Annotated in this window: 12 protein-coding genes; 5 read left to right on the top strand and 7 right to left on the bottom strand. The window is 72.6% G+C overall.

Annotated elements, in window-relative coordinates; genetic code table 11:
* Positions 1 to 7: 7 nt before the first annotated feature.
* From OG764_RS18270 to OG764_RS18260, 3 genes are all read right to left on the bottom strand, one after another.
* Complete coding sequence (locus OG764_RS18270; protein ID WP_328969493.1) at positions 8 to 658, bottom strand: PadR family transcriptional regulator; 651 nt, start codon at positions 656 to 658, stop codon at positions 8 to 10.
* 110 nt (positions 659 to 768) lie between these two features.
* On the bottom strand, positions 769 to 1,329 hold the full coding sequence (locus tag OG764_RS18265; RefSeq protein WP_328969492.1) for a hypothetical protein: 561 nt from the start codon (positions 1,327 to 1,329) through the stop codon (positions 769 to 771).
* A gap of 215 nt (positions 1,330 to 1,544) precedes the next feature.
* A complete protein-coding gene (locus OG764_RS18260) occupies positions 1,545 to 3,278 on the bottom strand; it encodes a Stk1 family PASTA domain-containing Ser/Thr kinase (protein ID WP_328969491.1) in 1,734 nt (577 codons plus the stop codon).
* 256 nt (positions 3,279 to 3,534) lie between these two features.
* Between OG764_RS18260 and OG764_RS18255 the strand changes: the two genes are divergently transcribed.
* On the top strand, positions 3,535 to 5,121 hold the full coding sequence (locus OG764_RS18255; protein ID WP_328969490.1) for a protein kinase domain-containing protein: 1,587 nt from the start codon (positions 3,535 to 3,537) through the stop codon (positions 5,119 to 5,121).
* 6 nt (positions 5,122 to 5,127) lie between these two features.
* Here the strand turns inward: OG764_RS18255 and OG764_RS18250 are convergent, their stop codons facing one another.
* Both OG764_RS18250 and OG764_RS18245 read right to left on the bottom strand, forming a co-directional pair.
* The gene (locus OG764_RS18250; protein WP_328969489.1) at positions 5,128 to 5,544 is read right to left on the bottom strand and encodes a pyridoxamine 5'-phosphate oxidase family protein; all 417 of its coding nucleotides are present in this window, start codon (positions 5,542 to 5,544) and stop codon (positions 5,128 to 5,130) included.
* 198 nt (positions 5,545 to 5,742) lie between these two features.
* On the bottom strand, positions 5,743 to 6,402 hold the full coding sequence (locus OG764_RS18245) for a response regulator transcription factor (protein ID WP_328969488.1): 660 nt from the start codon (positions 6,400 to 6,402) through the stop codon (positions 5,743 to 5,745).
* A 322-nt stretch (positions 6,403 to 6,724) separates the two neighbouring features.
* Here OG764_RS18245 and pdhA point away from each other — a divergent pair, with 322 nt between their 5' ends.
* The 4 genes from pdhA (at position 6,725) to OG764_RS18225 (ending at position 11,691) form a co-directional block, all read left to right on the top strand.
* Positions 6,725 to 7,912 (top strand): pyruvate dehydrogenase (acetyl-transferring) E1 component subunit alpha, encoded by a 1,188-nt coding sequence (gene pdhA / locus OG764_RS18240; RefSeq protein WP_328969487.1) that lies wholly within the window; start codon positions 6,725 to 6,727, stop codon positions 7,910 to 7,912.
* 2 nt (positions 7,913 to 7,914) lie between these two features.
* Positions 7,915 to 8,895 carry an alpha-ketoacid dehydrogenase subunit beta gene (locus tag OG764_RS18235; RefSeq protein ID WP_328969486.1) on the top strand — a complete coding sequence of 327 codons (981 nt, stop codon included), beginning with the start codon at positions 7,915 to 7,917 and terminating at the stop codon, positions 8,893 to 8,895.
* A 20-nt stretch (positions 8,896 to 8,915) separates the two neighbouring features.
* Complete coding sequence (locus tag OG764_RS18230) at positions 8,916 to 10,370, top strand: dihydrolipoamide acetyltransferase family protein (protein ID WP_328973057.1); 1,455 nt, start codon at positions 8,916 to 8,918, stop codon at positions 10,368 to 10,370.
* Positions 10,371 to 10,731: 361 nt separating this feature from the next.
* On the top strand, positions 10,732 to 11,691 hold the full coding sequence (locus OG764_RS18225; protein ID WP_328969485.1) for a GNAT family N-acetyltransferase: 960 nt from the start codon (positions 10,732 to 10,734) through the stop codon (positions 11,689 to 11,691).
* Positions 11,692 to 11,811: 120 nt separating this feature from the next.
* Here the strand turns inward: OG764_RS18225 and OG764_RS18220 are convergent, their stop codons facing one another.
* Both OG764_RS18220 and OG764_RS18215 read right to left on the bottom strand, forming a co-directional pair.
* Positions 11,812 to 13,059, bottom strand: a complete 1,248-nt coding sequence (locus OG764_RS18220) for a DUF1266 domain-containing protein (RefSeq protein ID WP_328969484.1) — start codon at positions 13,057 to 13,059, stop codon at positions 11,812 to 11,814.
* Between the two features lie 75 nt (positions 13,060 to 13,134).
* Positions 13,135 to 14,136: an endonuclease/exonuclease/phosphatase family protein gene (locus OG764_RS18215; protein ID WP_328969483.1), complete on the bottom strand. Its 1,002-nt coding sequence runs from the start codon at positions 14,134 to 14,136 to the stop codon at positions 13,135 to 13,137.
* Between the last annotated feature and the right edge of the window lie 274 nt (positions 14,137 to 14,410).

Raw genomic sequence — 14,410 nt, 5'->3', positions numbered from 1 at the left:
ACGTGGGTCAGCTCTGTGCGGGTCGGGTGGCGGCCGGTGCGGACGCGTGGGCCGGGTGCGGGCCGGCGGGCGGGGCGGCCGGAGGCGGCTCGGTGGTGGCTCCCCGTTCGGCCAGGACGGAGAGCCGCACCAGCCGGGATTCGGAGTGGTCCAGCCACCGTGCTTCGGCCTCGGTCTGGAAGATCAGCTGTTCGATGACGAGCAGCCAGGCCACGTCGTCGCGCTCGCGGGCCTGCCCGTTCTCGATCGCGGTGAGGGCCTGCGCCTTGAGGCGCGTGTAGTCCTGCATGGCCCGGATGGTGGCGACGCGCTGGGCCTGGATGACGGCGCGGATGTCGACGCCGGGTGCCCCGACGGCCATCGCGAGCTTGATCGACAGCTCGTCGCGGGGCGGGTTGGTGCGTTCGACGGGGCGCTCGTACCAGGAGTGGAGTTCGGTGCGGCCGGTCTCGGTGATGGCGTACAGCGTGTGGCCGGCCTCGTCCGCGCCGTCGGGCGCGACCAGCCCGTCGCGCTCCAGCCGGGCGAGGGTCGTGTAGACCTGCCCGACGTTGAGCGGCCAGGTGGAGCCGGTGCGGGATTCGAATTCGGTACGCAGCTGGGAGCCGTACCGGGGGCCTCGCTCAAGCAGGGCGAGGAGTCCGTGGCGGATCGACATACTCAGTATGTATACCGAGTATGTTCGCGAGCACAACCGTCTGGCGATCTACATCCTGAGGGGGACCCGCCGCTCCCGGTCCGCCGCCGGGGGGAGCCGGGGGGCCCGGGTCAGCGGCGCAGCCGCATCCCGAGGAAGGCCAGACCCAGGCCGATCAGGGCCAGCCCGGCGCCCAGCGGCACCATGTGCGCGGCCAGGTCGGCGACCCGCGAGCTCTGCTCCCCGCCCAGGGCGCTGACCGGCGGCGCCGCCGGACTGGGCTCGGCGCGCGGGGGCGGGGGTGGCGGCGGGGGCGGTTCCGGCTTCGCCTCGGGTACGGGCCGTACGGCCGGCACGGCCTGCGGGTTCAGCTCGGCCTCCTCGGCCGCCCGCCCGGGCCGCGCCCGCCCGGCCCCGGCGACGCTCCCGGCCAGCTCGTCCCCGCGGGGGGCGTCGGGCGCGTCGGGTGTACGGGGAGCCGTGGGAGTGGAGGACAGGGCCGCACGGGACAGGGCCGCACCCCGCAGGGCCGCACCGGACAGGGCCGCATCGGACAGGGCCGGACCCCGCAGGGCAGGACCGGGGCAGTGGGCCGGCGCCGCGGCGGCGTACCCGGGGCCGGCGGGCAGCAGTACGCCGAGGGCGCACGCCGCTCCGGCCGCCCATCGGAGCGAGCGAAGGCGTGAAGTCACGGGGCCCCTCCCGTCCCGACCTGCCGAGGTGTCAGGCTCAGACTCACACGACCGAACAATTCCGGCATCCCGGGCGGTCTGTGCGGGGAGGAGGCGGAGGGAGGGGCGCAGGGAGGGGCGGCGGCGACCGGGCCCGGACGGCCCGGTCGGACCCGGCGCCCGGGCCCGACGCCCGGACTCGCGCCGGGGCCCGGCGGTGCGGACGGGCCGTCAGGTCAGGCGGGGTTGCCCGTGGAGATCTCCAGGGTGAACTCGGCCTTGTCCGGGTCGACGTCCGTGCCGGGCGAGGGGAACTGGTCGAGGACCGTGTCCTCGCCGAACACCGCCTCGTCCTTCGGCTTCTCCTTGAGCGTCCAGCCCGCCGCCTGCAGGCACAGCTTCACCGAGTCGAGGTTCTTGTAGCGGAAGTCGGGTGCCCGGACCTTCTTCGCGTCGTCGTAGGACTCGGCGGCCTCGCTGCATTCCTTCGCCTCGATGGTGCGGGTCAGCTCCGGGCCCTTGTGCCCCGGCTTCTGGCTCGCCGGCGCGGACGAGGACGTGTTCGCCCGGATGGGGCCGTCCTTGTCCTTGTCGCCGTCCTTGGTCGTGACGTAGATCAGTCCGCCGATCGCCAGCAGCGCCACCGCGGCGGCGCCGGCCACCACGGGGGTGTTGCGCCCGCCGCGGCGGGCCGGGGCGCGGCCGCCCGCGGGCGGCGTGGGCGCGGACATCGCGTACGGCGGCGGGGTCTGCACCTGCTGCGGGTAGGCCTGCTGCGGCGGGTACGCGTAGCCGCCGGTCTGCTGCGGGGCCGGGGCGTGCTGCGGGGCCGGGGTGTGCGCCTGGGGCATCGGCGCGTGCTGCTGCGGCTGGGGGTGCGGCGTGTGGGCCGGCTGCGCGTACGGCGCGCCGGTGCCCGCGCCGGAGTACGGACCGGGCTGGTACGGCTGTTGCAGCGCCTGCGGCGGCGGGGCCTGGAGGGAGGCGTCCACCGGCGGGAAGACGGTCGAGCCGACGCCGGCGCCGCTGTTCACGGGCCCGCCCTGGACGATCACGGGAGCGGCGGTCCGGCCGGCCGACAGCACCCGGTCGCACGCGTCGCGCATCGCCGCGGCCGTGGGGAAACGCTCGTTCGGGTTCTTCTTCAGCGCCCGGGCAACCAGGGCGTCCATCGCCGGAGTCAGGGCTCGGTTGACGCTCGACGGCGCGACCGGCTCCTCCTGCACGTGCGCGTACGCGATGGCCAGCGGCGAGTCCGCCTCGAAGGGCAGCCGGCCGGTCAGCAGCTGGAAGAGCATGATGCCGACGGAGTAGAGGTCGGAGCGGGCGTCCACGCCGCGGCCGAGCGCCTGCTCGGGGGAGAGGTACTGCGGGGTGCCCACGACCATGCCGGTCTGGGTCATGGAGGTGACCCCGGACTGCATCGCGCGGGCGATGCCGAAGTCCATCACCTTGACCAGGCCGCGCTTGGTGATCATGACGTTGCCGGGCTTGATGTCGCGGTGCACCAGCCCCATCTCGTGGCTGGCCTCCAGCGCCGCCAGCACGTCGGCCGTCACCTTCAGCGCGCGGTCCGCGGGCATCGCCCCGTGCTGCGCGATGTCGGCCTGGAGCACGGAGCCCAGCGGCCGGCCCTCCACGTACTCCATGACGATGTACGGCATGGGGCCGCTGTCGGTGTCCGTCCCACCCATCGAGACGGTGTCCTCGCCGGTGTCGAAGACCGAGACGATATTGGTGTGCGACAGTTTGGCAACAGCTTGGGCCTCACGCCTGAAGCGCTCGCGGAACGACTGCTCGCGGCCCAGCTCGGTGTGCATCGTCTTGATGGCCACCTGGCGGTCGAGCGAGGCGTCGTAGGCCAGGTACACCGAGGCCATGCCGCCCTCGCCCAGCAAGTCCCGTAGCTGGTAACGGCCACGGGCCAGGGAACCGCCTGCGTACCGGCCCTGAGTGCCGTCCTGGCTCATGACTGTGCTTCCCCTCGGGCGCTACCTGCGGGACCTGGCGATCCGTATGACGCGGCCCAGTCTGCCGGAGGGCAAGCACACGTCAAGCCGGGGTTCCCGTTCCGTGACCACACCCGGACCGCGCGTAGACCTTGCGCGGACGACGCCTCAATCTCTGACCGGTCGGCCGCGCCGAGGCTGTAGCGTTCGTCGGAGCACCCTGCACAACACCACCGCGACCCCCGCTGGGAGCGGCCAGAAACGACGGCGAGGACTGATGTCACCCGAACCCGAGGGAAACGGCTCCGGGATGTCGGATGTTCCTGAGCAGTTCGGCGCGGGCGGCCTCGTCGGAGAGGGCCGCTACCGGCTGACGCACCGTCTCGGCCGCGGCGGCATGGCCGAGGTGTTCGCCGCCGAGGACGTCCGGCTGGGCCGCACCGTCGCCGTGAAGCTGCTGCGCGCCGATCTCGCCGAGGACCCGGTCTCCAAGGCCCGGTTCACGCGCGAGGCGCAGTCCGTCGCCGGCCTCAACCACCATGCCGTCGTCGCCGTGTACGACTCGGGCGAGGACCGCGTCGGCCAGAACGTCGTCCCCTACATCGTCATGGAGCTCGTCGAGGGCCGGACGATCCGGGATCTGCTGATCAGCGCCGAGGCGCCGGGCCCGGACCAGGCCCTGATCATCGTGTCGGGCGTCCTGGAGGCGCTCGCGTACTCGCACCAGCACGGCATCGTGCACCGCGACATCAAGCCCGCGAACGTCATCATCACCAACACGGGCGCCGTGAAGGTGATGGACTTCGGCATCGCGCGCGCCCTGCACGGCGCGCAGTCGACGATGACCCAGACCGGCATGGTCATGGGCACCCCGCAGTACCTCTCCCCGGAGCAGGCGCTGGGCAAGGCCGTCGACCACCGCTCCGACCTGTACGCGACCGGCTGCCTGCTGTACGAACTCCTCGCGCTGCGGCCCCCGTTCACCGGTGAGACCCCGCTGTCGGTGGTGTACCAGCACGTCCAGGACGCGCCGGTGCCGCCGTCGCAGGTGGCGACCGTCCCGGCGGAACTCGACGGCCTGGTGATGCGTTCGCTCGCCAAGGACCCGGACGACCGCTTCCAGAGCGCCGAGGAGATGCGCGGGCTGGTCCAGTACGCGCTCCAGATGCTCCACGAGCAGGGCCCCAACACCGGTACGTGGAACACCGGCCCGGTCGCCATGGCGCTGCCGCACGGTCAGGGCGGCGGGCACGCGCCCACCACGGCGATGTCCCACCCCGGCTCCGGCCCGCAGCCGCACTACCCGCAGCACAACACGACGTCCCAGTTCGGGCAGCCGATGGTGCCGCCGCTGAACCCGGACGACGGCTCGGCCTTCGGCGGCGGTGGCGGCTACCACGACGGCAACGGCGGCCGGGGCTCCGGCGGCTGGAAGATGTGGCTGTTCGCGGCGCTCGCCGTCGTCGCCATCGCGGCCGGTGTCGTGTACGCGCTGGACAAGGCGGGCGGCGGCAAGAGCAACAACGAGACGCCGCCGAAGTCGCCCGGCGTCTCCGCGCCGAAGAGCCCGTCAGCGGACTCGCCGAGCCCCGAGGAGCAGTCGCCGACCGAAGAGGAAGAGACGCCGACGGAGGAGCAGCCCACGTGGGAGGAGACGCGGGAGCCCACGCGTCAGCCGACGCACGAGCCGACGCCGACCCCGTCGACCGAGCCTCCCACCACGGAGCCGACGGAGACCACGGAGCCGACGGACGAGCCCACGGACGAGCCGACCACGCCGGAGAGCCCCGACACGGGCGGCGGCGGCGAGAGCCCCGGCGCGAACGGCGACCCGGCCGGCGAGGGCCAGGGCCACGCCCAGTAGCGCGCGTCAGAGGGCGTGCTGGAACTGGCGTTCCACGGCGGTCTCCAGCGTGTGCACGGTGACGAACTGGGGCTCGATGCGCAGGTAGACGGGGTCGAACAGGTCCCCGTCCACGTAGTGCGGGCCCGGCCCGAAGAGGTGCAGCTCGGCCGTGGTCGGCTCGACGATCTCGGCCGTGCCCGTGAACTGCACGGACCACAGCGCGGCGTCGCCGCTGTTGAAGTTGTCGGCGCCGTAGGCGACGACGCTGCCGCCGCACGCCCGGTGGTGGTCGAAGCCGGCGTGCATGCGCAGGACGACCCTGCCGTCCACCACGATGTGGCGGGCCGCGGCGAGGAACGGCAGCGCGCGCATGCTGGTGGCCACGCGGCCGTAGGGCACCCGGCGCAGCAGTTCGATGGCGTGGAGTTCCTCGGGGGACATGATCCCCACTCTCCGGCACCCGCCCGGCGCCGGAAAGAGGATCCCGCCCCGATGATCGAGGACGTTGGTCCCGATACCCGCCCGGCGTGTCGGGGAATCAGCCCGGAGCGGCCCGGCTGACCGGGGCCGGCTGGGTGCGCGGGGGGACCGGCGCCGGAAGAGCGCTCGGGGCACGCGGGGGGACCGGCGCCGGCAGGGTCAGCGCTTCTCCGCCTGGATCCGGGCGACGTAGGCCGCGGCCTGCGAGCGGCGTTCCATGCCGAGCTTGGAGAGCAGGCTGGAGACGTAGTTCTTGATCGTCTTTTCGGCCAGGTGCAGCCGCTCGCCGATCACGCGGTTGGTGAGGCCCTCGCCGATCAGGTCGAGGATCTTCCGCTCCTGCTCGGTGAGGTTCGAGAGCCGGTCGTCGCCCTTGCCGTTCTTGCCGTCGCGCAGCCGCTCCAGCACCCGGGCCGTGGCCACGGGGTCGAGCAGGGACCTGCCCGCGGCGACGTCGCGGACGGCGTTCAGCAGCTCATTGCCGCGGATCGCCTTCAGCACGTACCCGGAGGCGCCCGCCATGATCGCGTCGAACAGCGCCTCGTCGTCCGCGAACGAGGTGAGCATCAGGCATTTGATGTCCTCGTCCTGGGAGCGGACCTCGCGGCAGACCTCGACACCGCTGCCGTCCGGCAGCCGTACGTCGAGGACCGCCACATCGGGGCGGGTGGCCGGAATGCGCACCAGGGCGTCAGCGGCGGTACCCGCTTCACCCACGACTTCGATGTCCGATTCGCTGGAGAGGAGCTCATAGACGCCCCGACGTACCACTTCGTGGTCGTCAAGGAGGAATACAGTGATTTTTCCATCTTCGCGCACTACGTCAGTTTCACATACTCACCCCTTCCCTGCCGCAGTTACCCGGGATAACGTGCCGTTGTTCCGGCCCCCTGCAAGGCTGTGACCAGTGGTTGTTCCAGAAACCTCGGATTTACTTGGAAATCCAAGTAAAAACGCAGGTCAGATGGGGTTTCGCAGTTATGCGGAGCACTGGGTAGCGTGCTTAGTGCAGGGCACTCGCCGGGGCGACTGTCACGCCTGAATCCCGCCGAGTCGCACCCACCCCGTGCGCGAGTACGGATCAGGCGAGCCGCACTGGTCCCCGGACGACCCCGGGTGCCGGACCGACGGAGGAGCACACGTGACCGTGGAGAGCACTGCCGCGCGCAAGCCGCGACGCAGCAGCGGCACCAAGCGAGCGACGGGCGCCGACGCCCGCAAGAGCGCCGCTGCCACCCAGAGTGCCGAGCCCCAGCTCGTACAGCTGCTGACGCCTGAAGGGGACCGGGTCGAAGACGCCACGTCTTCGGAGTTCGCCCCCTACGTCGCCGACATCACCGCCGACGACCTGCGCGGGCTGTACCGCGACATGGTCCTGACCCGCCGCTTCGACTCCGAGGCCACCGCCCTGCAGCGCCAGGGCGAGCTCGGACTGTGGGCCTCGCTGCTCGGCCAGGAGGCCGCGCAGATCGGTTCCGCCCGCGCCCTGCGCGACGACGACTACATCTTCCCGACCTACCGCGAGCACGGCGTGGCATGGTGCCGCGGGGTCGACCCGACCAACCTGCTCGGGATGTTCCGCGGTGTGAACCACGGTGGCTGGGACCCGACCACCAACAACTTCCACCTGTACACGATCGTCATCGGCTCGCAGACGCTGCACGCGACCGGTTACGCCATGGGCATCACCAAGGACGGCGCCGACTCGGCCGTCATCGCGTACTTCGGCGACGGCGCGTCCAGCCAGGGCGACGTCAGCGAGGCCTTCACGTTCTCGGCGGTCTACAACGCCCCCGTGGTGTTCTTCTGCCAGAACAACCAGTGGGCGATCTCCGAGCCCACCGAGCGCCAGATGCGCGTGCCGCTGTACCAGCGCGCCGCCGGCTTCGGCTTCCCGGGCGTCCGCGTCGACGGCAACGACGTCCTGGCCTGCCTGGCCGTGACCCGCTGGGCCCTGGAGCGGGCCCGCAACGGCGAGGGCCCCACGCTGGTCGAGGCCTTCACGTACCGGATGGGCGCGCACACCACCTCCGACGACCCGACCCGCTACCGGGCCGACGAGGAGCGCGCGGCCTGGGAGCACAAGGACCCGATCGAGCGCCTGAAGGCCCACCTGCTGGCCTCCGGCCACGCCGACGACGCCTTCTTCGCCGAGCTGGAGACCGAGAGCGAGACCCTCGGCAAGCGGGTCCGCGAGGTCGTACGCGCCATGCCCGACCCGGACACCATGGCCATCTTCGAGAACGTCTACGCGGACGGACACGCGCTCGTCGACGAGGAGCGCGCCCAGTTCGCCGCCTACCTCGCGTCCTTCGAGGGGGGCAACTGACCATGGCCATCGAAAAGATGTCGATCGCGAAGGCGCTCAACGAGTCGCTGCGCAAGGCCCTCGACACGGACCCGAAGGTCCTGATCATGGGCGAGGACGTCGGCAAGCTCGGCGGCGTCTTCCGCATCACCGACGGACTCCAGAAGGACTTCGGCGAGGAGCGGGTCATCGACACCCCGCTCGCCGAGTCCGGCATCGTCGGCACCGCCATCGGCCTGGCCCTGCGCGGCTACCGGCCGGTCGTGGAGATCCAGTTCGACGGTTTCGTCTTCCCCGCGTACGACCAGATCGTCACGCAGCTCGCGAAGATGCACGCCCGCGCCCTCGGCAAGATCAAGATGCCGGTCGTCGTGCGCATCCCGTACGGCGGCGCGATCGGCGCGGTCGAGCACCACTCCGAGTCGCCCGAGGCGCTGTTCGCGCACGTCGCAGGCCTCAAGGTGGTCTCGCCCTCGAACGCCTCCGACGCCTACTGGATGCTCCAGCAGGCGATCCAGAGCGACGACCCGGTGATCTTCTTCGAGCCGAAGCGCCGCTACTGGGACAAGGGCGAGGTGGACGTCGAGGCGATCCCGGGCGAGCTCCACAAGTCCCGGGTGGCGCAGGCCGGCACCGACCTCACCCTGGCCGCGTACGGCCCGATGGTGAAGCTGTGTCTGGAGGCGGCCAAGGTCGCTGCCGAGGAGGGCAAGTCGATCGAGGTCGTGGACCTGCGCTCGATGTCCCCGGTGGACTTCGACGGCATCCAGGCCTCGGTCGAGAAGACCCGCCGCCTGGTCGTCGTGCACGAGGCCCCGGTGTTCCTGGGTGTCGGTTCGGAGATCGCCGCTCGCATCACGGAGCGCTGCTTCTACCACCTGGAGGCGCCCGTGCTGCGCGTCGGCGGATTCCACTCGCCGTACCCGCCGGCCCGCCTGGAGGACGAGTACCTGCCGGGCCTGGACCGCGTGCTCGACGCCGTCGACCGCTCGCTGGCGTACTGAGGAGAAGGTCAGTGACGACGATGACGACGAATACGGCGAACGGCGCGTTCAGCGAGTTCAAGATGCCCGACGTGGGCGAGGGCCTCACCGAGGCCGAGATCCTCAAGTGGTACGTCCAGCCCGGTGACACCGTCACCGACGGCCAGGTCGTGTGCGAGGTCGAGACGGCGAAGGCGGCCGTCGAGCTGCCGATCCCCTTCGACGGGGTGGTGGCCGAGCTGCGCTTCCCCGAGGGCACCACGGTCGACGTCGGCCAGGTGATCATCACGGTGGACACCGGTGGCTCCGGCGCCGTTGCCGCGGCCGTGCCGGCGCCCGCCTCGGAGCCCGCGCCCGCCGCGGCGGAGGAGGCTGCTCCGGAGGGCCGCCAGCCCGTCCTGGTCGGCTACGGCGTCGCCGCGAGCTCGACCAAGCGGCGCCCGCGCAAGGGTGCCGAGGCGCCGGCCGCCGCGGCCCCGGCCGCTCCGGTCGCCCCCGTGGCCCCGGCGGCTCCCGCGGCACCGGCCGCGCCGGCTCCGCTGAGCGGCCAGAACGGTCACCACGCGGTGCCGGCCGGGGAGCGTCCGCTCGCCAAGCCGCCGGTCCGCAAGCTCGCCAAGGACCTGGGCATCGACCTCGCGGCGGTCGTCCCCACCGGCCCCGGCGGGGTCATCACCCGCGAGGACGTCCACGCGGCGGCCGCCCCGGCGCCCGCCCCGGTCGCCGCGGCCCCGGCTCCCGCGGTGCCGGCCGAGGCCCCCGCAGCGGCTCCGGTCTCCGTACCGGACGCCGCCGCCCGGGAGACCCGTATCCCCGTCAAGGGCGTACGGAAGGCCACCGCGCAGGCGATGGTCGGCTCGGCCTTCACCGCGCCGCACGTCACGGAGTTCATCACCTTCGACGTGACGCGCACGATGAAGCTCGTCCAGGAGCTCAAGGACGACCCGGACCTCGCCGGGCTGCGGATCAACCCGCTGCTGCTCATCGCCAAGGCGGTCCTCGTCGCGATCCGCCGCAACCCGGACGTCAACGCGTCCTGGGACGAGGCGAACCAGGAGATCGTGCTCAAGCACTACGTGAACCTGGGCATCGCGGCGGCGACCCCGCGCGGCCTGATCGTCCCGAACATCAAGGACGCGCAGGCCAAGACCCTGCCGGAGCTCTCCGAGGCACTGTCCGCGCTGGTCGGCACGGCCCGCGAGGGCAAGACCTCCCCGGCGGACATGCAGGGCGGCACGATCACCATCACCAACGTCGGCGTCTTCGGCGTCGACACCGGTACGCCCATCCTGAACCCGGGTGAGTCCGCGATCCTCGCGGTCGGGGCGATCAAGGCGCAGCCGTGGGTCCACAAGGGCAAGGTGAAGGCGCGCCAGGTCACCACGCTGGCGCTGTCGTTCGACCACCGGCTGATCGACGGCGCGCTCGGCTCGAAGTTCCTCGCGGACATCGCGGCCGTGCTGGAGCAGCCGAAGCGCCTGATCACCTGGGCGTAGCGCGCATCCCGTCCGGCCGGCGTGCCGGACGAACGGAAAGGCCCCTGCCAGATGTGGCAGGGGCCTTTCCGCGCCTTGCGCGCCCCCTCCGGCCTTCGCCGGTGCCCTGGGGGCAACTCCGGGCTGGCCGGCGCCGCGTGCGGCAAATCCAGCCTCGCCGGCGTTTGAGGCGCGGGGTTTGGGGCGGAGCCCCAAGGCAACCCGGCTCCGCCGGGCACCGGGCTCCGCCCGGACCCGCGCCTCAAACGCCGGAGGGGCTGGACGTGCGCAGCGTAAGGCGGCGGGGGTGGGAAACGGGGTTGCGGTGGGGGCGGGTATGGCGATCATGAAGGCTGATATTCATCGTTGCCCCGGAGGCCGCATGCTGTTCCGCTCCACCACCGCCGAAGAACTCGACCGCGTCGCCACGTACCCGGCGCACGGGCCGGTCCCGGCGATCGCCGAGGTCCGCTGCCGGGAGGAGTTCGCCGCTCGGCAGTACCGACCCGAGTGGACCTGGGTCGCCGAGGCCGAGGACGGCGAGATCCTCGCGCGGGCCCTGTGGTGGGGCCGGGAGGACGCCGAGCATCCGATCGCGCTCGACTGCCTGCACGTGCGCGACGCGGTGGCCGACCCCGTCAGGGTGGCCGCGGGCCTGCTCACCGCCGCCCACGCGGCGTTCCGCGCCGCCGGCGCGAAGAAGCTGCCGCTGTACAACATCCTCGCGCTGCCCGGCGACTGGCGCGAGCAGCCCCTGATCGTGGAAGGCGTGACCTGGCGGCAGGAGGCCGCCCGCGCGGCGGGCCTGACGCAGGAGAACGAGCGGCTGCGGCTGGAGTGGACCCCCGAGTCCCCGCTGCCGCCCGCCCCGACCCGGCTGGTGTTCTCCGAGGCCGGCGACGACGCCTTCCTGGACGTCTTCGCCCGCATCGCGCAGGGCAGCCTCGACGTCAACACGCAGCGCGAGCTGGCGGAGATGGGCGTGGCGGAGCAGGCCCGGGAAGACCTGCGGTTCTACCTGGACTGCCCGGGCGAGCGCTCCTGGTGGCGGCTGGCGCACCTGCCCGACGGCACCCTCGCCGGTCTCGCGCTGCCCTCCCGTACCCCGTACCACCGCAACGTCGGCTACCTGGGCGTGGTCCCCGAGCTGCGCGGCCAGGGGCTGATCGACGAGATCCTCGCCGAGATCACCCGCTTCCACGCGGCCGAGGGCGCCGACCGCATCACGGCCACCACCGACACCGTCAACGTCCCGATGGCGGCGGCCTTCCGCCGGGCCGGCTACCAGGTCCCCGAGGTCCGCCTGATCATGGAGCCGGAGCCGGAGCCGACGGCGGTCTGAGGCCGGGGCGGCCCGGTCACGCGGCCTGATCACGCGGGGTCTGATCACACGGGGTCTGATCACACGGTCGGAGCCGGCCCGGGGGCCGGGTCCGGCCGCGTGACAGGTGGCGGCGGGCGGCTACTCCCAGGGCAGGTTGCGCCAGGGGCTCGCCGGGTCCGTCGTCAGGGCCCGGTGGGTGGCGAGGGCGGACTCGTACCAGGTGCCGAACTCCTCCTCGTCGAAGTGCAGGCAGCGGCCGAGGACGTACGCGGCGGAGAAGTCCTCCCAGGACCGGTAGTTGGTGCGTACGAGCCTGCCGGCGCGCAGCACGGCAGCCTCGGTCTCGGCGAGCGTGCAGTAGCCGGCGGCCAGTCCCCAGCGGGCCATGCCGGAGGCCCGGCCGTAGTCCCAGCCCTCGGCGGTGCGGACGAAGCCGTCCTCGGGGAGCAGGCCGTCCGCGCGGAACCGGGCCTCGTAGCGCGCGATCCGTCCGATCAGCCGCTGCACGCCCGCGATCTGCCCGTCGATCTCGGCGGCGCTGCGCGGCCGTCCCTGGGTGACGCCGTCCGGGGTGATCTGCGGCTGGGCGGCCTCTTCGGCGCCCTGCCGGATGATGTGCCCGGCGGTCTCCCGCCAGTGGTCGAGGCCGACCGGGCCGGCGAAGTCGCGGGCCATCCGGTGGCGCAGTCCGAGCACGAACTCCCAGACGCCGCTGACCATGTCGGCTTCGAGGAGGCGTTCCTGGGTGCGCATCCACTCGGCGCGGCTGTCGACGCCCCACCATTCCTTGAGGGTCCGCTTCTCCAGTTTGTAGCCGATGCCGTGGTACGCGAGGGCGTTCCAGTAGCGGCCGTTGGTCACCGCGATGTGCGCGCCGCAGGCCAGCCCGAAGGCGACCGGGCCCTGGAGCGGGCCGCCCACGGCGAGGGTGTGCACCTGCCCCTTGGCGAGCCCCGGCTCGGGCGTCCGGGCGGCGTGGAAGCGCCACAGCTCCCGCGCCTCGGGCCCGGTGGGCAGTACGGCTTCGCAGGGGCTGCCCGGGTTGACCACCAGCCACGGCGGGTCGGTGTCGTCCCACGCCTTCGCGAACCACTCCAGGTCGTACACGCAGTAGACGGGGTCGGCGACGGGCGGCGGCAGCATCCCGCCGGTGTACACGGCCAGGCACGTGGTGCGGGTCTGCGGGTTCCAGTACGGGTGGAACACGGTGGTCCGGGGCCGCTCGTCGACGTCGGCGCGCGCCTGCATCATGTAAAGGTCCGCGGCGCCGAGCACGTCGTAGTACGCCGGCCAGTCCCCGCGCACCTTCGCCTCGTACAGCGCCTGCTCCACGGAGCTGGGCGCCGTCCACACCGAGGCCGCCTGCTCCTGGTTAGTCCACCCCATACCCGCAGCCTAAGCGCTGCCCGCGCACCACCAGGAGAGCGTCCCCGGCCGGGGGCCCCGGCCGGGGACCGGGAGTCAGTGCAGCCTGAGGAGGCTCTTGAGGCCGGCGTGGTCGGAGGGCCACAGGCCGGACGGGGTGCGGTCGGCCTGCCGGGCGCCGACCCGCTGGGTCGCCCGTGCGGTGATGTCGCCGCGGTAGAGCACGTAGTCGATGCGCTGGGTGAGCTGCGAGGCGAGGTTGCGCAGGTCGGGGGCCTGGCAGCAGGTGAAGCCGGGGTCGCGGGGGCGGGTGGCGGTCCAGGCGTCCTTGAAGCCGGCGGCCAGGAGGTTGGCGTGGCTCTGGGTGGCCGACGACGGCGTGGCGCCGACTCCGCCGGCGGCCGAGTTGAGGTCGCCGAGCAGGACGGCGGGGAGCGTGGTGTTCAGCGGCCCGGTGAGCAGCTCGGCGGCCTGTGCCTCCTGGACGGTGCGGGAGGCGGGTTCGAGATGCGTGCTGACCACCCGGGCGGTGCGGCCGTGCAGGGTGGCGTCGGCCGCGACCCAGCCGCGCTTCACCTGGAGGGGCGGATTCGGCGGGCACCCGAGCAGCGCGAGGCACAGGGGCACGAAGTTCTGGAACTGGGCGGACTGCGCGTTCGTCACGGAGAAGGCACGGGTGGGCAGGTCGGTGCGGGCCAGGAGCACGTCGCGGTCGGTGAGGCGGATGTCCTGGAGGCCGGTGGGTGTGGACCGCGGCGCCTCGAAGTCGCTGCCGACGGTCACCTCGGCGACGGCCCTGTAGTGCTTGCCGCGGGCGGACAGCTCGCGGAGAAGGATCTTCAGGAAGTCGTACTCGACGTGGGTGGCGCTGCTGCTCGGATCGGCGGGGGTCTGGCTGCGCCAGAGCGCGGCCTCCTGGAGGCCGACGAGGTGGGGGTCCCCGTCGGCGATCTCGTCCGCCAGGACCTTGGCGCGCTCGGGGAAGTTCGTCGCCTGCACGTTCGCGTACACGGCGGTCACCGCGGCGACCAGCGCCTGCTGGCCGGTGGCGGCGAGGACGGGCGCGAGGTCGGCGCCGAGGTACAGGTTGCGGGTCATGACCCGCAGCGGGGACCGGCCCCCGGCGGCCGTGACCGCATCTGAGGCCGGGTCTGAGGCCGACTCTGAGGCCGAGTCCGAGGCGGCGGCTTCGGTGAGTGACCCGGGTGCGAGCAGCGCGAGCGCGCACACGGCGGACGTGAACCAACGACGGCGAGTCATGCAGGCAGCCCTTTCGGTAGAAATGTGGGCATATGCCCGCATTCCCGGCCAACCTAGGGCGGCCGCAGGGATGCGGCGATCCACGTGTAGGCCGCCTGGCCGCCTGCCGCCT

This window comes from Streptomyces sp. NBC_00239 (genome assembly GCF_036194065.1).
In the GTDB taxonomy this organism is placed as follows: domain Bacteria; phylum Actinomycetota; class Actinomycetes; order Streptomycetales; family Streptomycetaceae; genus Streptomyces.
Note: the sequence above shows the minus strand (reverse complement) of the source record. Positions and strands in the feature narration are given on the sequence as shown.